The following is an 18,660-nucleotide window of genomic DNA, read 5'->3' as shown; positions in this document are numbered from 1 at the left end:
GGCCACTGAATTGCCGTTCAGCCCAGCCGACGGTAACGGCCCTGGAAATAGAGCAGCGGTCCGCCCTCCGAGCCCGGCACGCGCGCGTGCAGCACCCGGCCGATCACCAGCGTGTGGTCCCCGGCCGCCACCCGCTGCTCGGTCCGGCACTCCAGGGTGGCCAGCGCGCCGCCCAGCAGGGGTGCGCCGGTGGCCTCGCCGCGGGTGTACGCGAGGTCCTCGAAGAGGAGCCGGTCGCTGAGCCGGCCCTTCATCGCGAAGCGTCCGGCGATGTGCCGCTGGCCCTCCGACAGCACCGACACCGCCCACAGGGGCTGCTCGTCGATCAGGTCGTCCATCCGGGAGCCGGTGCGCAGGCTGACCAGCACCAGGGGCGGCTCCAGGGAGACGGACAGGAACGCCGTGGCCGTCATCCCCGCGTTCTCGCCCTCCGGCGCCCCGGGGTCGTCCGGGTCCAGCGGGGGCTCCTGCGCGGTCACCAGGACCACTCCGCCGGCCAGCCGGGACATGGCGGCACGGAACTCTTCGTCGCTCACCCCCACAGCATGCCCAAAGGGGGCGGCGGGGGCGGGTGGGGCGGACGGGGTCTTGAGCAGATCGGCAGGCACGCTCCGCACGCTAGTCCCCGGTCCGGCCGGTCCGCATCGGACCTTCGCCCGAGTACGGTCGTAGGTCCCCGGACCGATTCCCGTACGCTCTCCGGGAGGGGAGTCGCACACTCAGTAAACGCACAGGGAAAAACACGGAAACCCTTCTGAATTGCTCAGGTTTTTCTGTGACTTGAGTCACAGGAAGCGGGAATTGTTGACCCTGTGTACCGAGTGGGCAGCGCGCTGTGATTCAGTGGCGGAGGCGTCACGGGTACGGACACGGCGACTGCGCAACGACAGAAACGACGTTACGCCGAAGGCAACCCTTGATTCGCTGCGAAGTCTCGGGGGGAGGGCGAGCATGGAGGCCGAGTCGGAGCCCTACGTCCGTCTTGGGTCCCTGCGGCAGCTGCACCAGGTCATGGCCGACATGAACACGGCCCGCAGCCTGGCCGACACGCTGCAGACGGTCGCCAACGGCGTCGTGACCGCCCTCGGGTACGAGATCGCCTGTGTCAACCTCGTGCGTCCCGACGGCGACCTCGTCGTCGCCGCCCTCTCCGGCGACCCCGCCGCCGAGTCCCTCATCACCGGCCGGGTCGGCTCCCGCGACTCCTGGGAGCGACGGCTGAACATGGGCGAGACCTGGGGCGACCTGGTCTTCATACCCCACACCGAGGGCTGGGTCCTCGACGACGACGACGTCCCGCAGTGGTACACGGACGGGCCCGCGCCCCGCTTCGAGGACGAGTGGCACCCCTCCGACCGCCTGTTCGCCCCCATGTACACGCCCGCCGCCCCCGGCGGCAACGGCGCCTGCGGCGAACTCATCGGCGTCCTGTCCGTGGACCGCCCCCGCAACGGCCGGCGGCCCGGCGCCTGGGGCCGCGAGGCCCTGCAGATGTACGCCTTCCAGGCCGCCATCGCCATCAGCAACGCCCGCCTGCGCTCCAACATGCAGCGCGCCCTGGTCCGTCTCGAACGCGAACAGCAGGCCCTGCGCGCCAGCGAGGAGAGCTTCCGCCAGGCCTTCGAGTACGCCCCCTCCGGCATGGCCATCGCCGAGATGGGCGGCGACCAGCACGGCCGGATCCTGCGCACCAACGACGCCCTGTGCCGCCTGCTGGGCCGCCCTGCCTCCGCGATGCGCCGCTACTCCTTCTCCGACCTCGTCCACCCCGAGGACATCGGCACCCTGCTGCGGACCTCCGCCGAGGGCGGCCGCGCCGAACTGCGCCTCGGCCGCCGCGACGGGACGTACGTCTGGGTGTCGCTGCGCAACTCCGTCGTCGCCGACGCCGCCGACGGCCCCCGCTTCCTCCTCACCCACGTCGAGGACATAGAGGACCGCAAGCGCCGCGAGCTCCAGCTCGCCCACCGCGCCTCCCACGACTCCCTCACCGGCCTGCCGAACTCCGCCGAGCTGCGCTCGCGCCTGGCCTCCCGGCTCTGCCGGCGCCCGCAGTCCGCCCACCCCGCCGCCGCCGACGCGATGGACGCCCAGGGGCACCCCGCCTTCGACACCGGCGACCACGGCTTCGACACCGGCGACCACGGCTTCGACTTCCGGACCGACGGCGCGGAGCGGTTCGACGGCGCGGAGCGGTTCGGCGCCTACGACCACCACGTGCACACCGTCGCCCCCGAGGACGGCGTCCGCGACGACGGCGCCAAGGGGCTCGCGGTCCTCTTCTGCGACCTCGACGGCTTCAAGTCGATCAACGACCGGTTCGGGCACAACGCCGGTGACGCGGTCCTCATCGAGGTCGCCCGCAGACTGTCCCGAGGCGTCCGCGACGGCGACACCGTCGCCCGGCTCGGCGGCGACGAGTTCGTGATCCTCGCCGACGGCCTCGGCCGCGCCGACGCCCAGGACCTCGCGGTGCGCCTGCGCAACGAGATCATCCAGCCGATCCGCGCCGAGGGGCGGGCCGTCCGGGTGGGCGCCAGCTTCGGCATCGGCTGGGCGCACTGCGGGATGACCGCGGACGAGGTGTTGAAGTCCGCCGACGAGCGGATGTACGTAGAGAAACGATCTCGTCCCAAACAGCACAGACGGGCGGGCTGATCCGCAGGTCGGCGCCCGGCCGCCCGCAACGATGCGATCCGGGTCACCCGTTCGGCGGGTCGGGAGCGGGTAGGCTCGCTCTTCTCCGCACGTATGGACGCGTAGGGATACGCGGACCGCATCCGCCCCGCACCTGTTGAGGAGTACGAAGGGATGACGCCCGGCAACAACGGCGCGAGTACGCCCGAGGACGACGACCCGTTCGGCTACCTCTACGCCGACGGCCAGGCCAACGGAGCCCAGCCTCCGTCCGGCGGTGGCTACGGATACCCGTCGGTCAACCGCGTGCGCGCGGTCGGCGAGCGCCAGTACGGCCAGCAGCAGACCGCGCAGTACGGGCAGCCGGCGGTGCCGCCCCAGCAGGGTGCCTACGGCCGGCCCGCCGGGCCCGAGAGCTTCTCCGGCGGCGCCGGCACGCCCACCGGTCACCGGGAGCAGGGGCTCGGCGGTGGCGGCCGGGGCCGCGGCCCCAACACCAAGGGCCTGCTGATCGGCGCGGTCGCGGTGGTCGCGGCCGTCGTCGTCGGCATCGCGGTGGCGATGACGGGCGGCGACTCCGACGACGACAAGCAGGCCGGCGGCGAGGTCTCCCCCGCCCCCACCGTCTCCGACAGCGCCTCGCCGAGCGCGTCAGGCGGCGACGAGTCGGAGGAGGAGGCCGAGCTGCCGACGATCGACGCCAAGGCCCTGCGCCTCGGCGGCGCGGCCGCCCTGGCCTCCGACGTCGAGGGCGCCGAGGCGGACGGGGGCATCTACGTCTCCCTGAACCAGGCCGGCAACTCCGTCACCTGGAGCGTCGACGGCATCCCCGAGGACGGCGCGTACACGATCTTCGCGCACTACAGCACCGCCGGCGAGGACCAGTCGATGACCCTCACGGTCAACGGCAAGAAGTTCGGCCAGCCGCTGAGCATGAAGAACTACGCGAAGGCCGCCGACGGCGACTTCGCGAAGGGCTGGACCACCACCTACGCCTGGCCCAACCTCACCAAGGGCACCAACACGATCAGCCTGTCCTGCGAGGCCGGCGACAAGTGCAACGTGCTCCTGGACCAGTTCTGGCTGAAGAAGGGCCAGGTCAAGAAGTGACCCCGGGTCAGGCCGCGGTGGCCTCCCCGGTCACCGCGACCCGGCCCAGCAGGTCCTCGTAGGCCGCCCGGTCGAACTCGCCGGCCGTCGGGGACAGGGCGGTCGCCGCGGACAGGGCGAGCGCGCGGGCCAGGGTCTCGGGCCAGGGGAGGCGCTCGGCCAGGCCGGAGAGCAGGCTCGCGGAGACCGCTTCGTCGGCGCCCGTCGGGGCGCCGGGCAACCGGCCCGTCGGGTTGCCGCGTGGCCGGGGCGGCGGGACGGCCCGCCAGCGGCCCTCCGGGGTCGCCGCGACCAGGCCCTGCGCACCCAGGGACGCCACCACCGAACGGGCACCGCGCCGGCGGGCGTCCTGCGTCGCGCGCAGCGGCTCGTGGGAGCCGGTCAGTTCGGCCAGTTCCCCGGCGTTCGGCTTGATCAGGTCGGGACGGGCCGCCACCGCGCGGCGCAGCGCCTCGCCGCCGGTGTCCAGCAGCACGGGCACGCCCGCGGCCCGCGCGGTGCGCACCAGGCCCGCGTACGCGCCCACCGGCACCCCCGGCGGCAGGCTGCCGCACAGGGCCACCGCGTCGGCGCCGGCCAGCAGCCGCTCGTACGTCTGCTGGAAGGCGGACCACTCGGCGGGGGTGACGACCGGGCCCGGTTCGTCGAACCGCGTGGTCTCCCCGGTGCGCGCGTCGGTCACGGTGAGCGTGCGCCGGGTCGGGGCGGCGCACGGGACGAGCGCGTCGGTCACGCCCGTGAGCCGCTCCCGTACGACGCGGCCGGTGGGGCCGCCCGCGAAGCCGGTGACCGTCACCTCGTGCCCGAGGGCGGCCAGCACGCGGGCCACGTTCAGCCCCTTGCCGCCGGAACGTTCCGCCACCTCGGTCACCCGGTGCGTGCCGTGCGGCCGCAGTGTCGGGACGCGGTAGGTGACGTCCAGAGCGGTGTTCGGCGTGACCGTGAGTATCACCTGGCCCGACCTCCCCCGATCGACGGCGTTCGGCCGCCGTTTGCTTGAATGCGCCCTTCCGGACGGCCTGATCATGCCAAAGGGACGGCGGTCGGCCCAGTCCCCGGGTCGGCCGTCGCCCCTGTGCGGGCGGATATTTCAGCCCAGCCCGGGATCCACCACCCAAACCCCCTGCCGCATCACGCCCTTGAGGTCGAAGTTCTCGTCCAGCAGGACCAGGTCGGCGTCCTTGCCCGGCTCCAGGGAGCCCACCCGGTCGTCCATGCCCAGCAGCCGGGCCGGGTTGGCGGACAGGGCCGCGACCACGTCCTCCACCGGCAGCCGGTCCACCGTCACCGCCCGCTTGAACGCGCGGTCCAGGGTCAGCGTGGAGCCGGCGATCGCACCGCCCTCCACCAGCCGGGCCACGCCCTCGCTGACCTCGACCTCCAGCGGGCCGAGCAGGTACCGGCCGTCGCCGGCGCCGGCCGCGTCCATCGCGTCCGTGATGAACGCCACCCGCCCCGCGCCCGCCCGGTGGAACGCCAGCTCCAGTGCCGCCGGATGCAGGTGGACGCCGTCGTTGATCAGCTCGACCGTGACCCGCTCGTCCTCCAGCAGCGCGGCGATCGGGCCCGGCGCGCGGTGCCCGAGCGGCGGCATCGCGTTGAAGAGGTGGGTGGCGACCGTCGCGCCCGCCTCGATCGCCGCGACCGTCTGCTCGTAGGTGGCGTCCGTGTGGCCGACGGCCGCGATCACCCCGTGCTCGGCCAGCAGCCGTACGGAGTCGATGCCGCCCGGCAGTTCGGTCGCCAGGGTGACCATCGCGGCCCTGCCGCGCGCCGCGTCGAGGAGCTTGCGCACCTGGGCCGGGTCCGGGTCGCGCAGCAGGCCCTCGGAGTGCGCGCCCTTGCGGCACGGCGAGATGAACGGGCCCTCGAAGTGGATGCCGGCCAGGTCGCCCTGCTCGGCCAGCTCGCCGAGCAGGCCGGCCTGGCGGACCAGGACGTCCATGTCGTCGGTGACGGTGGAGGCGACGAGGGTGGTGGTGCCGTGGCGGCGGTGGGTGCGGATCGCCCGCTGCACCTCGTCGGCGGTGCCGGAGAAGGAGGCCCCGCCGCCGCCGTGGTTGTGCAGGTCGACGAAGCCGGGGACCAGCCAGTGGCCCGTCACGTCGACGGCGCGGGCGGTTCCCGGCGGGGCTTCGGGGGCGATGCGGGTGCCGTCGATCGTGACGCGGCCGTCGGCGACCGTGCCCGTGGGCAGGACCACCCGCGCTCCGGTCAGTACCCGCGGCCGCGCGGCGGCGTCCCGCGCCCGTGCGGCGGAACCGTGCGCGGTGGCGTCCCGCGTCCCTGCAGGGGTGGCCATCAGGGTGTTACCTCCATGCCGTCGGTCGTGGTGAGGAGATCCCAGGCCAGGAGCCCCGCCCCCAGACATCCGGCGGTGTCGCCCAGCGCCGCCGGGACGATGTCCGGGAGCTTCTGGAAGGTGATCCGCTCGCGGACGGCGTTCCGCAGCGGTGTGAACAAGGTTTCCCCCGCCTCGGCGAGGCCGCCACCGACGACGAGGGTGCGCGGGTCCAGCAGGGTGAGGGCGGTGACCAGGCCGTCGGCGAGCGCGTCGACCGCCCGCCGCCAGATCCGGACGGCGTCCGGGTTCCCGGACGTGACGGCCTTCGCGCAGTCCGCGGCGTCCGCCCGCGGGTTCCCGCAGGCCGCCGCCCACGCCTCGCCGACTGCCGCCGCCGAGGCGAACCGCTCCAGACAGCCGCGCTGCCCGCAGGGGCAGGGCGTACCGCCGGGGCGTACGACGATGTGGCCGATCTCGCCCGCGGAGCCGTGCGCGCCCGCCTCCACCCGGCCGGCCGTGCCGATGGCGCCCGCGATGCCCGTGCCCAGGGCCACGAAGAGGTAGGGGTCGGCGCCCCGGCCCGCGCCGATGCGTCCCTCCGCGAGTCCTCCGGTGCGGACGTCGTGGCCGAGGGCCACCGGGATGCCGCCGAGCCGCTCGGTGAGGAGCCGGCGCAGCTCCACGTCGCGCCAGCCGAGGTTGGCGGCGTAGACGGCGACGCCGTTCGCCTCGTCGACGATGCCGGGGACGGCGACTCCGGCCGCGGCCGCGCTCGCGCCGAGGTGCTCGGCGCCGTACGCGTGCAGCTCGGCGGCGAAGTCGAGGACGCCGGCGACGACCTCCTCGGGACCGCGCTCGCGGCCCGTGGCCCGGCGGGCCCGGTGCAGCAGCGCACCGTCCGCTCCGACGAGGGCGGCTTTCATCCCGGTGCCGCCCACATCGAGGGCGATGACATGTCTCACGGGGACAGTGTGGCCCGAGGACCCTCAAGAGGTCTAGTCCACTTGCGTGGTGTAGACCTTGTTCCGGATATCGGTTTCATTGGTCGGAGCAATCATGTGGACGTCCTGTGTGCACGTGGGGCCCGGCCGCCCAGGGAAACGGGAGAGCACAGTGCAGTGGCGGGCAGCGAAGTCGGGGGCGATCGCGGTGGCGTCCGCCCTGAGCATGACGGCGGCCCTCGGCGGCTGCGGGGTCACCGGCGAGTCCGGCGACGTCACCCTCACCCTCGTCGCCGCCGACTACGGCGACAGCGCCGCCAACAGCTCCACGAAGTACTGGGACGCGCTGGTCGAGGCCTACGAGAAGGACCACCCCGACGTCACCGTCAAGGTCACCGTCCACTCCTGGAACGACGTCGACCGCGAGGTCAAGAAGCTGGTCGACGCCGGTGAGGCCCCCGACATGGCACAGATCGGCGCCTACGCCGACTACGCCGACGCGGACCTCCTCTACCCGGCGGGCGACGTCCTCTCCATCCCCGTCCAGGCCGACTTCGTGCCCCAGCTCGCCGACGCGGGCGAGGTGCGCGGCGTGCAGTACGGCATGCCCTTCGCCTCCTCCACGCGGCTGCTGTTCTACAACAAGGCCCTCTTCGCCGAGGCCGGCATCACCGCGCCGACCACCTGGGCCGAGCTGGCGAAGGACGCGCAGGCGCTGAAGGCGGACGGCGTGACGTACCCGTACGCCCTGCCGCTGGGCCCCGAGGAGGCGCAGGCCGAGACCATGCAGTGGCTCCTCAGCGGCGGGGGCGGCTACACCGAGACCGCCACCGGCTACAGCCTCGACTCCACCGAGAACGTCCACACGTTCACCTGGCTGAAGAACGAACTGGTCGGCAAGGACCTCACCGGGCCCGTCGCGCCGGGCAAGCTCAACCGGGCGGACGCGTTCGCCGCGTTCGCCGCCGGCCGGGTCGGCATGCTCAACGGGCACCCCTCGCTGATGAAGGCGGCCGCGCAGAAGGGCGTGAAGGTCGGCATGGTCCCGATGCCCGGCCTCGACGGACCGACCAAGGTCTCCATGGGCGTCGCCGACTGGATGACGGCCTTCCGGCAGAACGGCCACGCCGAGCAGATCAAGGACTTCCTGAACTTCGTCTACAGCGAGAAGAACGTCCTCGCCTTCTCCCGCGAGTACGACCTGCTGCCCGTCACCAACTCCGCCTCCCAGACCATGACGTCCGCCTCCCGCGACGCCGACCTCAAGCCCTTCCTCGACCAGCTCCCGGTGTCCGAGCTGTACCCGGTGGGGCGCACCTCCTGGGCGGCGGTCAGCGCGGACGTGAAGAAGCGGATCGGCCAGGCCGTCCAGCCCGGCGGCAGCCCGGCCGGGGTCCTCGGCCGGCTCCAGACGACGGCCACCACCGAGGAGAGCCGCACCGGCGGCTGAGCCGCGTCCCGCCCGGCTGGGTTACCGTGCGGGCATGGAGCGGGCAGCGGACGAGGACGGACACGAGGGGCTCGGGGCGCGGGAGCGGGACATCCTCGCCCTGGAGCGGCGCGGGTTCCCCGCCTCCGGCGCGAAGGAACGGGCGATCCGCGAGGAGCTGGACCTGTCGCCCGTGCGGTACTACCAGCTGCTCAACGCGCTGCTGGACGACGCACGGGCGCTGGCGCACGACCCGGTGACGGTGAACCGGCTCCGCCGGGTGCGGGAGGCCCGCCGGGCGGAGCGGTGAGGACGCGCGGGCGGGGGTTCCGCCCGGGTGGCCGGAGGGCCCCGGCACCGGGCGCCGCCGCTCCCGGACCCCCGCTCCGGCCCCGAAGGGCCCCGTCCTCGGACTCCCCGGCGGGGGCGGCCCCGGGCGGGCCGGGCCGCCCCGCCCGGCACCGGGAAGGACGTGCCGCTCCGGTTATCGTCACTGTATGGGCACCCAAGAGACGCACTCCACGGACTCCCACCCCCTTCTCCCCACCCCCGTCACCCCCCACGGCCGCGAGGCGCTCGCCGCGATCCTGGCCGCGCCGCGCACCGCGCTCGTCGCGCTCGACTTCGACGGGACGCTCGCGCCGATCGTCGAGAACCCCGAGGACGCGCGGCCGCATCCGGACGCGCTCCCCGCGCTCGCGGAGCTGGCGCCGAAGGTGGCCTCGGTCGCCGTGGTCACCGGACGGCCCGCCGAGGTGGCCGTGCGCCACGGCGGGTTCGCCGGGGCGCCGGGGCTGGAGCGGCTGACCGTGCTCGGGCACTACGGGGCCGAGCGGTGGGACGCCCGCACCGGGACCGTCACCGCGCCCGCCCCGCACCCCGGGGTCGCGGCCGTGCGGGCCGAGCTGCCCGCCGTGCTGGAGGCGGCCGGGGCGTGGCGGGGGACCTGGGTCGAGGAGAAGGGGCGGGCCGTCGCCGTGCACACGCGGCGCGCACAGGACCCGCAGGCCGCGTTCGAGGTGCTGCGCCGCCCGCTCGCCGACCTCGCCGCCCGGCACGGACTCGTCGTCGAACCGGGCCGGATGGTGCTGGAGCTGCGCCCGCCGGGCGTGGACAAGGGCGTGGCGCTGACGGAGCACGTCCGCGAGACCGGTGCCGGGGCGGTTCTCTACGCCGGCGACGACCTCGGCGACCTGCCCGCCTTCGCCGCCGTCGACAAGCTCCGCTCCGACGGCGTCCCCGGCCTGCTCGTGGCCAGCGGCAGCTCCGAGGTGACCGAACTCTCCGAGCGCGCGGACCTGGTCGTCGAGGGCCCCGCCGGAGTGGTGGAACTGCTGCGGTCGCTCGCGGCCCGGCTGCGGTGAACCACCGGGGGCACGCGCGCGTGCCCCCGATGCGCGGGCCGGGGAGCGGGGCCGCCGCGGCGTCCTTCGGCGGGTCGCGGTGACGGGGCCGGGGACGTCTCCACGTGCCGCGGGGTGGGCGGGCCGGCGAGGACGCCGACGGCCCGGCAGCGGTGGAGCACCGGGGGCGTGCGCGGGTCCGCCGGTGGCCGACCGGGGCGGGCCGGTCACGGGCGTGCGCGAGGTTTTCCGCCGGGGTCCCGGCGCGCTCACCGAGTACTGCCGGGTGCCGGGCCGGCGGGGGCGGCCGGTGGGCGGGCCCGGCCGCGGTGGAGCACCGGGGCGTGCGCGTGCCCCCGGCGGGTGGCCGGGCCGGGGGGAGCGGGGTTTCGCGGGCGGTCCGGGCCGTCGTGAAGGGCCGGGCGCGCGGGTGCGTGCCCCGGCCGGCGGACCGGGGCCCGCAGGGGGCGCCGCGGGTGGTTCCCGGTCAGTCGCGGGGGAGGGCCTGGAGGGCCTGGAGCTGCTCCAGGAACCAGCGGGCCGGGGGCAGCGCGGTCGCGGCCGCCGCCAGCCTCTTGGTGCGCTCCGCCCGCTCCTCCGGCGCCATGGTCAGCGCCTCGTGCAGGGCGCCGGCGGTCTCCAGGACGTCGTAGGGGTTCACCACGATCGCGTCCTCGCCCAGCTCCCCGTACGCCCCCGCCTCCCGGGACAGCACCAGGGCGCAGCCCTCGTCGGAGACGACCGGGACCTCCTTGGCGACCAGGTTCATGCCGTCGCGGATGGGGTTGACCAGGGCCACGTCGGCGAGGCGGTACGCGGCCAGGGAGCGGGCGAAGTCGTCCTTCACGTGCAGGACGACCGGGGTCCAGCCGGGTGTGCCGTACCGCTCGTTGATCTCCCGCGCCAACCGCTGCACCTCGGCCGTGTAGTCGCGGTAGACGGCGAGGTCCTGGCGGGAGGGGTAGGCGAACGCCACGTGGACGACGCGCTCGCGCCACTCGGGGCGGTCGTCGAGGAGCTGCCGGTAGGCCAGCAGACCGCGCACGATGTTCTTCGACAGCTCGGTGCGGTCGACGCGCACGATGGCCCTGCGGCCCTCGCCGATCTCCTCGCGGAGGACGGCCATGCGCTCCTCGACGTCGCTCTCGTGGGAGCGGGCGCGCAGGAAGTCGGCGTCGGCGCCCAGGCCGTGCACCCCGATCTCGGTGCCGCCCGGTCCGCCCGTGAACTCCGCGCAGCACGCGGTGAAGGCGTCCGCCCAGCGCCGGGTCAGGAAGCCCAGGCGGTCCGCGCCGAGCATGCCGCGCAGCAGCCGCTCGCGGATGTCGGAGGGGAGCAGCGCGAAGTAGTCCACCGGCGCCCACGGCGTGTGCGAGAAGTGGCCGATGCGCAGGTCGGGCCGCAGCTCGCGGAGCATGCCGGGGACCAGACAGAGGTGGTAGTCCTGCACCAGGACCGCCGCGCCCTCCCCGGCCTCCTCGGCGAGCGCCTCCGCGAAGGCCCGGTTGTACGTCTCGTACGACGCCCACCGGCGCCGGAACTCCGCGTCGAAGACGGGCTCCAGCGGGGTCTGGTACAGCAGGTGGTGGATGAACCACAGGACGGAGTTGGCGATGCCGTTGTACGCGTCGGCGTGCACGTCGGCCGGGATGTCGAGCATTCGGACGCCGTCCTCACCGACCCCGCGCCGCACCGCTTCGCGGTCGTCGTCGGAGAGCGCCGAGCACACCCACAGGGCGCCCGCGTCCGGCCCGATCGCCGACAGGCCCGAGACCAGTCCGCCGCCGCCCCTTCTGGCGTGCAGCGAACCGTCCTCGCGCACCTGGTAGGAGACCGGGCCGCGGTTGGACGCGACCAGCACCTGAGCACCCTCAGCAACAGCAGCACGCGTGGAAGCCATACGCCACAACCTAGCCCGGTCCGTAAACGCTCAAACGTACGGATGCGGTCCGTGACCGGGTCATGTCCGGCCGTATACGGCCACCGGACCGGGTGCCGCGCCCGCGCCCGGCCGCCCGCGCCCGGCCCGGCCCGCCACCGGCTAGGCGACCCTGCGCTCCGCGTACTCGGCGATCTCCGCCATCGGCGGCCGTTCCTCGGTGTCCACGGAGTGGGTGCGCGGCTCGAAGCCGTCCGCGCCCCGCTCGAACTGGGTGAGGGCGGGGCGGATCAGGTGCCCGCGGGCCAGCCGGAGCTGCGCGGTGCGGTAGATCGCCGCCGCCATCCGGCCGAGCGCCTGTCCGTCCTGGTGGCGGTGCTTGCGGACGCCGACGTCGACCTGGGCGAGGGCGTCCAGACCGACCAGGTGCAGGGCGTCGACGAGCATGCCCAGCTCCACGCCGTAGCCGACGGGGAAGGGGAGTCGTTCCAGCAGGCCGCGGCGGGCCGCGTACTCGCCGCCGAGCGGCTGCACGAAGCCGGCCAGCTGCGGCCAGTGCATGTTGAGCAGGGGGCGGGCCATCAGTTCGGTGACCCGGCCGCCCTGGCCCGCGGCGCCGCCCAGCGGGCGGTCGTACATCGCCTTGACCAGGTCCACGCCGGGGTCGGTGAGCAGCGGGCCCACGATCCCCGAGACGAAGTCGGAGGAGAACTCCCTGAGGTCGGCGTCGACGAAGCAGACGATGTCCCCGCTCGTCACGAGCAGCGACCGCCACAGCACCTCGCCCTTGCCGGGCACGGCCGGTATCCGGGGCAGGATCTCGTCCCGGTGGACGACGCGCGCCCCGGCCGCCGCGGCGACCTGCGACGTGCGGTCGGTGGAGCCCGAGTCGACGACGACGATCTCGTCGACGAGGGGGACCTGCTGCATCAGGTCGTGGCGGACGACCGCGACGATGTCGCCGACCGTCTCCTCCTCGTTCAGGGCGGGCAGGACGACGGACACCGACTGGCCCGAGGCGCGCTTCGCGGCCAGGACGCGGTGCAGCGGGCGGTCGGTCACGGACCAGGAGCGGGTGGCCAGCCAGGTCTCGGCTTCCTTCAGCACGGTCTGCGGCTCCTCACTGTCGTGATCACACGCGGTGCACGGGAGGTGACCATGTGATCCATCTCGCGGTTCGGACGTCTGTCTCAACTGTCCTGGCCTTCGGTTACAGTCTTGAACAACGCGGATGACCATCGCATGTCCGAGGTGGCCGCTGTTCACAACTTCATACCGCTCATCCAGAGGGGCAGAGGGATACGGCCCGATGAAGCCCCGGCAACCCTCCAGCCGCGCGCGCCGCCAGGTGTGACCGCCCACGCGTCACACCGATGTGGCGAGGCTCCCGGCTAGGGAAGGTGCCAAATCCGTCTCACGGCGAGATGCGTCGTGAGGAAGATGAGGAGAAAGGGCCTCGCCTCACATGGCTGCGCAGACAGTTGCAAGCACCACGAACTCCGTCGACCTCGGTCCCGCCGCGGCGCTCTCCTGCCGCGAGTGCGGACACCGCGTGCCCCTCGGCCCGGTCTTCGCCTGCGAGGAGTGTTTCGGCCCGCTCGAGATCGCGTACGACTTCTCGTCCTACGGGACCGAGGAGCTCCGCAAGCGCATCGAGGCGGGCCCCGCGAACATCTGGCGCTACGCGCCGCTGCTGCCCGTCCCGGCCGACGTGGCGGACAAGCCCAACATCAACCCCGGCTGGACCAAGCTCGTCCAGGCCGACAACCTGGCCCGCGAGCTGGGCGTCGACCCCGGCAAGCTGTTCGTCAAGGACGACTCCGGCAACCCGACGCACTCCTTCAAGGACCGTGTCGTCGCCCAGGCCATCGAGGCCGCCCGCGCCTTCGGCTTCACCACCCTGTCCTGCTCCTCCACGGGCAACCTGGCCGGCGCCGTCGGCGCCGCCGCCGCCCGCGCCGGTTTCCGCTCCTGCGTGTTCATCCCGCACGACCTGGAGCAGGGCAAGGTCGTCATGGCCGCGATCTACGGCGGCGAACTCGTCGGCATCGAGGGCAACTACGACGACGTGAACCGCTTCTGCTCCGAGCTGATCGGCGACCCGGCCGGCGAGGGCTGGGGCTTCGTCAACGTCAACCTGCGGCCGTACTACGCCGAGGGCTCCAAGACGCTGGCGTACGAGATCTGCGAGCAGCTCGGCTGGCGGCTCCCCGACCAGCTCGTCGTGCCGATCGCCTCCGGCTCGCAGCTCACGAAGATCGACAAGGGGCTCCAGGAGCTGATCGGGCTCGGCCTCGTCGAGGACAAGCCGTACAAGATCTTCGGCGCGCAGGCCGAGGGCTGCTCCCCCGTCTCCGCCGCCTACAAGGCCGGCCACGACGTGGTGCGCCCGCAGAAGCCGAACACCATCGCCAAGTCCCTCGCCATCGGCAACCCGGCGGACGGTCCCTACGTCCTGGACATCGCGCGCCGCACCGGCGGCGCCGTGGAGGACGTGGACGACGAGCAGGTGGTCGACGCGATCAAGCTGCTGGCGCGGACCGAGGGCATCTTCGCGGAGACCGCCGGCGGTGTGACGGTCGGCGTGACGAGGAAGCTGATCGGGAACGGTCTGCTGGACCCGACGAAGACCACCGTCGTCCTCAACACGGGGGACGGCCTCAAGACCCTCGACGCGGTGGCCGGCACCGGCCTCACCGCCACGATCCGTCCCACCCTGGACTCCTTCCGAGAGGCTGGCCTCGCATGAGCGTGACCGTCCGCATCCCGACCATCCTGCGCACCTACACCGGTGGCAAGGCCGAGGTCCCGGCCGAGGGCGCGACCCTCGGCGAGGTCATCACCGACCTGGAGAAGAACCACACCGGCATCGCCGCCCGCGTCCTGGACGACCAGGGCAAGCTGCGCCGGTTCGTCAACGTCTACGTCGACGACGACGACGTGCGCTTCGAGCAGGGGCTGGACACGGCGACCCCGGACGGCGCCGGCGTCTCCATCATCCCGGCCGTGGCCGGCGGCTGAGCGGTGTTCCGTACCCGCCGGTAGTAACCGTCGGTAATGTCAATGACCGAGAGTTCATCGAATTGCCCCCTCCGCGAGAGAAGCGGAGGGGGCAATTCAGTGTGGTTGAGCGCGGTAGAGTTGGGGAACGCGCCGCCCCTCGCATGCCGGCCGCATATGAGTTCCGCCGGGGCGGGCGATGAGAAGTAGCCAAAGTGTGCATGTGTTTTGCGCCTTTGATTCCCTTTGTGGGGCCCGACTTGCCCTGGATCCGGGCGAACTCTCACTCTTCCGCGGACTCTCCGCGTCCAGAATTCTCGCCCGATTGACCTGTTGCAGAGGGCAGTTGGACAGATACATTCGGCCGCGGTCGACGCGTTCCGGCGCACGCCCCCAACCAACTGGGGGGTGAGGTCTGACCCGGATCCGCGAAGCGCGGATCTGTGCAAGGGCCAGTAATAGGGGAGTTAGGCATGGCTCAGGGCACCGTCAAGTGGTTCAACGCGGAGAAGGGGTACGGCTTCATCGCGGTCGACGGTGGTGCGGATGTTTTCGTCCACTACAGCGCGATCCAGATGGACGGATACCGCACCCTGGAAGAGGGCCAGCGGGTCGATTTCGAGATCTCGCAGGGTCAGAAGGGGCCGCAGGCGGACATGGTCCGGCTCGCGACCGGCTGAAGCACGCGCCGACTTGCAGCGACGTTCTTCCGTTCCACCGACGAAGGGCTCGCACCTCCCGGGTGTGAGCCCTTCGTCGTGTCCGCGACCGGGCGCGAGCGCCCGCCGGCGTCCGCCGCCACCCCCCGTTCACCTGCGTATCCCGGTGAGGCGCTTGCACTCGGCACAGGCGAGTGCTAATCATTGCGTTAGCACTCTGAAGGTGAGAGTGACAACGAAGGACCGGGTCGGTGAGGCCCGCAGGCCAGGTGGGGCAAGGAACCACGGGGCCGGCGAGCCGTCCGTCGCGGGCGCGGGCGCGGTCCGAAGGAATCACCCCCAGTCCTGGAGGGACCACTTCACATGGCCAAGATCATCGCGTTCGACGAGGAGGCGCGGCGCGGCCTCGAGCGCGGCATGAACCAGCTCGCGGACGCCGTCAAGGTGACGCTCGGCCCCAAGGGCCGCAACGTCGTCCTCGAGAAGAAGTGGGGCGCCCCCACGATCACCAACGATGGTGTCTCCATCGCCAAGGAGATCGAGCTCGAGGACCCGTACGAGAAGATCGGCGCCGAGCTGGTCAAGGAAGTCGCGAAGAAGACGGACGACGTCGCCGGTGACGGCACGACCACCGCGACCGTCCTGGCCCAGGCCCTGGTGCGCGAGGGTCTGCGCAACGTGGCCGCCGGCGCCAACCCGATGGCCCTCAAGCGCGGTATCGAGAAGGCCGTCGAGGCCGTCTCCGGTGCCCTGCTGGAGCAGGCGAAGGATGTCGAGACCAAGGAGCAGATCGCCTCCACGGCCTCCATCTCCGCCGCCGACACCCAGATCGGCGAGCTGATCGCCGAGGCCATGGACAAGGTCGGCAAGGAAGGCGTCATCACCGTCGAGGAGTCGCAGACCTTCGGTCTCGAGCTCGAGCTCACCGAGGGCATGCGCTTCGACAAGGGCTACATCTCGGCGTACTTCGCGACCGACATGGAGCGTATGGAGGCCGTCCTCGACGACCCGTACATCCTGATCGCGAACTCCAAGATCTCCAACGTCAAGGACCTGCTCCCGCTCCTGGAGAAGGTCATGCAGTCGGGCAAGCCGCTGCTGATCATCGCCGAGGACGTCGAGGGCGAGGCCCTGTCGACCCTGGTCGTCAACAAGATCCGCGGCACCTTCAAGTCCGTCGCGGTCAAGGCCCCGGGCTTCGGCGACCGCCGCAAGGCGATGCTGAACGACATCGCCATCCTCACCGGTGGCGAGGTCATCTCCGAGGAGGTCGGTCTCAAGCTCGAGAACACCTCCCTGGACCTCCTGGGCAAGGCCCGCAAGGTCGTCATCACCAAGGACGAGACCACCATCGTCGACGGGTCCGGCTCCTCGGAGCAGGTCGCGGGCCGGGTCAACCAGATCCGCGCCGAGATCGAGAACAGCGACTCGGACTACGACCGCGAGAAGCTCCAGGAGCGTCTGGCGAAGCTGGCCGGCGGCGTGGCCGTCATCAAGGCCGGCGCCGCCACCGAGGTGGAGCTCAAGGAGCGCAAGCACCGCATCGAGGACGCCGTCCGCAACGCGAAGGCGGCCGTCGAGGAGGGCATCGTCGCCGGTGGTGGCGTGGCCCTGCTGCAGGCCACCTCGGTCTTCGAGAAGCTCGACCTCGAGGGTGACGAGGCGACCGGCGCCAACGCCGTGAAGCTCGCCCTGGAGGCCCCGCTCAAGCAGATCGCCGTCAACGGTGGTCTCGAGGGTGGCGTCATCGTCGAGAAGGTGCGCAACCTGCCCGTCGGTCACGGCCTGAACGCCGCGTCCGGTGAGTACGTCGACATGATCGCCGAGGGCATCATCGACCCGGCGAAGGTGACGCGCTCCGCGCTGCAGAACGCCGCGTCGATCGCCGCGCTGTTCCTCACCACCGAGGCCGTCATCGCCGACAAGCCGGAGAAGGCCGCGGCCCCGGCCGGCGGCGGCATGCCGGGCGGTGACATGGACTTCTGAGCCTGATCCGGGCTCGGGTTTCCACCGAGGGCGGCACTCCCCACCGAGGCGGGGGGTGCCGCCCTCGGGCGTTTCGGACGCCGGCTCCGCGGGGCGGAGCGGTCCCGTCGGCGTGGTCCGGATCACAGGGGCGGCGGGGGAGCGGGCGGAATGGCGGGGGCGGCGGCGCCGTTGAGAGGGAAGGACGGTGCTTGCACGTGCACATACCGTCCGGAATGTCCGCCGCTCGACGTCCGCCGTGACCTCTCCGAGGAGTCCCCTGCCGTGACCGCCACCCCCGCCGCCGCCCGCGCCGCCGAGATCCTCGCGCGCCCCGTCTCCCTCAACGGCCTGACCGTCCCGAACCGCATCGCCATGGCCCCCATGACCCGCATGTTCTCGCCCGGCGGCATCCCCGGCGAGGACGTGGCGTCGTACTACGGCCGCCGGGCCGCCGCCGGTGTCGGACTCGTCGTCACCGAGGGCACGTACGTGGGCCACGACTCGGCCGGGCAGAGCGACCGGGTGCCGCGGTTCCACGGGGAGGAGCAGCTGGCGGGCTGGGCGAAGGTCGCCGAGGCCGTGCACGCGGGCGGTGGGACGATCATGCCGCAGCTGTGGCACATCGGCATGGTGCGCGAGCAGGGCCAGCCGCCCGTCGCGGACGCCCCCGCCGTCGGCCCCTCCGGCGTGCGCACGGACGGCACCGAGGGCACCGGCAAGGTGATGACCCGGCGCGACCTGGACGACGTCATCGGCGCCTTCGCCGAGGCCGCGGCGGCCGCGGAGCGCATCGGCTTCGACGGCGTGGAGATCCACGGCGCCCACGGCTACCTGGTCGACCAGTTCCTGTGGGCGGGCACCAACCGCCGCACCGACGCCTACGGCGGCGACCCGGTCTCCCGCACCCGGTTCGCGGCCGAGATCGTCGCCGCCGTGCGCCAGACCGTGTCGCCGGAGTTCCCGGTCGTCTTCCGCTACTCGCAGTGGAAGCAGGACGCCTACGACGCGCGCCTCGCCGAGACCCCGGAGGAGCTGGAGGCCATCCTCACCCCGATCGCCGCGGCCGGCGTCGACGCCTTCCACGCCTCCACGCGCCGCTACTGGGTCCCCGAGTTCGACGGCTCCGACCTCAACCTCGCGGGCTGGACCAAGAAGCTGACCGGCCGGCCCACCATCACCGTCGGATCGGTCGGTCTCGACGGCGAGTTCCTCAAGGCCTTCCAGGGCGAGGGCTCCGCCGTCAAGAACTTCGACGACCTGCTCGAACGGCTGGAGCGCGACGAGTTCGACATGGTGGCCGTCGGCCGCGCGCTGCTCCAGGACCCGGAGTGGGCCGCCAAGGTCCTGGCCGGCCGCCTGGACGAGCTGAAGCCCTACGACGCGGCGTCGCTCAAGACCCTGAGCTGACGC

At 72.7% G+C, this 18,660-nt stretch carries 16 protein-coding genes and 1 riboswitch; of the genes, 10 read left to right on the top strand and 6 right to left on the bottom strand.

From position 1 onward, the window contains the following. Window positions 1-17 precede the first annotated feature (17 nt). A complete protein-coding gene (locus tag ACZ5FU_RS14230) occupies window positions 18-536 on the bottom strand; it encodes a flavin reductase family protein (protein ID WP_468644653.1) in 519 nt (172 codons plus the stop codon). A 415-nt stretch (window positions 537-951) separates the two neighbouring features. Between ACZ5FU_RS14230 and cdgB the strand changes: the two genes are divergently transcribed. Then, window positions 952-2,658 carry a diguanylate cyclase CdgB gene (cdgB, locus tag ACZ5FU_RS14225; protein WP_451526123.1) on the top strand — a complete coding sequence of 569 codons (1,707 nt, stop codon included), beginning with the start codon at window positions 952-954 and terminating at the stop codon, window positions 2,656-2,658. Between the two features lie 153 nt (window positions 2,659-2,811). Further along, window positions 2,812-3,747 (top strand): carbohydrate-binding protein, encoded by a 936-nt coding sequence (locus tag ACZ5FU_RS14220; protein WP_451777924.1) that lies wholly within the window; start codon window positions 2,812-2,814, stop codon window positions 3,745-3,747. Window positions 3,748-3,754: 7 nt separating this feature from the next. Here ACZ5FU_RS14220 and ACZ5FU_RS14215 read toward each other — a convergent pair whose 3' ends face one another. The 3 genes from ACZ5FU_RS14215 to ACZ5FU_RS14205 all read right to left on the bottom strand — a co-directional run bounded on the left by ACZ5FU_RS14215 (window position 3,755) and on the right by ACZ5FU_RS14205 (window position 6,993). Further along, a complete protein-coding gene (locus tag ACZ5FU_RS14215; protein WP_451777927.1) occupies window positions 3,755-4,699 on the bottom strand; it encodes a 1-phosphofructokinase family hexose kinase in 945 nt (314 codons plus the stop codon). Window positions 4,700-4,837: 138 nt separating this feature from the next. Beyond that, on the bottom strand, window positions 4,838-6,049 hold the full coding sequence (gene nagA / locus ACZ5FU_RS14210) for an N-acetylglucosamine-6-phosphate deacetylase (RefSeq protein ID WP_451526120.1): 1,212 nt from the start codon (window positions 6,047-6,049) through the stop codon (window positions 4,838-4,840). Further along, window positions 6,049-6,993 carry an ROK family protein gene (locus tag ACZ5FU_RS14205; protein ID WP_451526119.1) on the bottom strand — a complete coding sequence of 315 codons (945 nt, stop codon included), beginning with the start codon at window positions 6,991-6,993 and terminating at the stop codon, window positions 6,049-6,051. The genes nagA and ACZ5FU_RS14205 overlap by 1 nt, the downstream gene beginning before the upstream one ends. A 205-nt stretch (window positions 6,994-7,198) precedes the next feature. Between ACZ5FU_RS14205 and ACZ5FU_RS14200 the strand changes: the two genes are divergently transcribed. The 3 genes from ACZ5FU_RS14200 to otsB all read left to right on the top strand — a co-directional run bounded on the left by ACZ5FU_RS14200 (window position 7,199) and on the right by otsB (window position 9,765). Further along, window positions 7,199-8,422 carry an extracellular solute-binding protein gene (locus tag ACZ5FU_RS14200; protein WP_451778093.1) on the top strand — a complete coding sequence of 408 codons (1,224 nt, stop codon included), beginning with the start codon at window positions 7,199-7,201 and terminating at the stop codon, window positions 8,420-8,422. 34 nt (window positions 8,423-8,456) lie between these two features. Beyond that, window positions 8,457-8,711, top strand: coding sequence for a DUF3263 domain-containing protein (locus tag ACZ5FU_RS14195; protein ID WP_451526118.1), 255 nt, complete (start codon window positions 8,457-8,459; stop codon window positions 8,709-8,711). Window positions 8,712-8,898: 187 nt separating this feature from the next. Beyond that, the gene (gene otsB / locus ACZ5FU_RS14190; protein WP_451526117.1) at window positions 8,899-9,765 is read left to right on the top strand and encodes a trehalose-phosphatase; all 867 of its coding nucleotides are present in this window, start codon (window positions 8,899-8,901) and stop codon (window positions 9,763-9,765) included. 466 nt (window positions 9,766-10,231) lie between these two features. Here the strand turns inward: otsB and ACZ5FU_RS14185 are convergent, their stop codons facing one another. Both ACZ5FU_RS14185 and ACZ5FU_RS14180 read right to left on the bottom strand, forming a co-directional pair. Beyond that, entirely contained in the window at window positions 10,232-11,644 is a 1,413-nt protein-coding gene (locus tag ACZ5FU_RS14185) for an alpha,alpha-trehalose-phosphate synthase (UDP-forming) (protein ID WP_451526116.1), read from the bottom strand. A gap of 141 nt (window positions 11,645-11,785) precedes the next feature. Beyond that, window positions 11,786-12,730, bottom strand: a complete 945-nt coding sequence (locus ACZ5FU_RS14180) for a glucosyl-3-phosphoglycerate synthase (RefSeq protein ID WP_451526115.1) — start codon at window positions 12,728-12,730, stop codon at window positions 11,786-11,788. 169 nt (window positions 12,731-12,899) lie between these two features. Beyond that, window positions 12,900-13,070: riboswitch (SAM riboswitch) on the top strand. Window positions 13,071-13,088: 18 nt separating this feature from the next. Here ACZ5FU_RS14180 and thrC point away from each other — a divergent pair. The 5 genes from thrC to ACZ5FU_RS14155 all read left to right on the top strand — a co-directional run bounded on the left by thrC (window position 13,089) and on the right by ACZ5FU_RS14155 (window position 18,657). Beyond that, on the top strand, window positions 13,089-14,372 hold the full coding sequence (gene thrC, locus ACZ5FU_RS14175) for a threonine synthase (protein WP_451526114.1): 1,284 nt from the start codon (window positions 13,089-13,091) through the stop codon (window positions 14,370-14,372). Continuing rightward, window positions 14,369-14,644, top strand: a complete 276-nt coding sequence (locus tag ACZ5FU_RS14170; protein ID WP_451526113.1) for a MoaD/ThiS family protein — start codon at window positions 14,369-14,371, stop codon at window positions 14,642-14,644. Before thrC ends, ACZ5FU_RS14170 begins: the two co-directional genes overlap by 4 nt. Window positions 14,645-15,096: 452 nt before the next feature. Then, entirely contained in the window at window positions 15,097-15,303 is a 207-nt protein-coding gene (locus ACZ5FU_RS14165; RefSeq protein WP_007493268.1) for a cold-shock protein, read from the top strand. Between the two features lie 342 nt (window positions 15,304-15,645). Continuing rightward, the gene (gene groL / locus ACZ5FU_RS14160; RefSeq protein ID WP_451526112.1) at window positions 15,646-17,268 is read left to right on the top strand and encodes a chaperonin GroEL; all 1,623 of its coding nucleotides are present in this window, start codon (window positions 15,646-15,648) and stop codon (window positions 17,266-17,268) included. A 264-nt stretch (window positions 17,269-17,532) separates the two neighbouring features. Beyond that, a complete protein-coding gene (locus ACZ5FU_RS14155) occupies window positions 17,533-18,657 on the top strand; it encodes an NADH:flavin oxidoreductase (protein WP_451526111.1) in 1,125 nt (374 codons plus the stop codon). Window positions 18,658-18,660 lie beyond the last annotated feature (3 nt).

The organism is Streptomyces sp. NPDC031554 (assembly GCF_055580685.1).
Note: the sequence above shows the minus strand (reverse complement) of the source record. Positions and strands in the feature narration are given on the sequence as shown.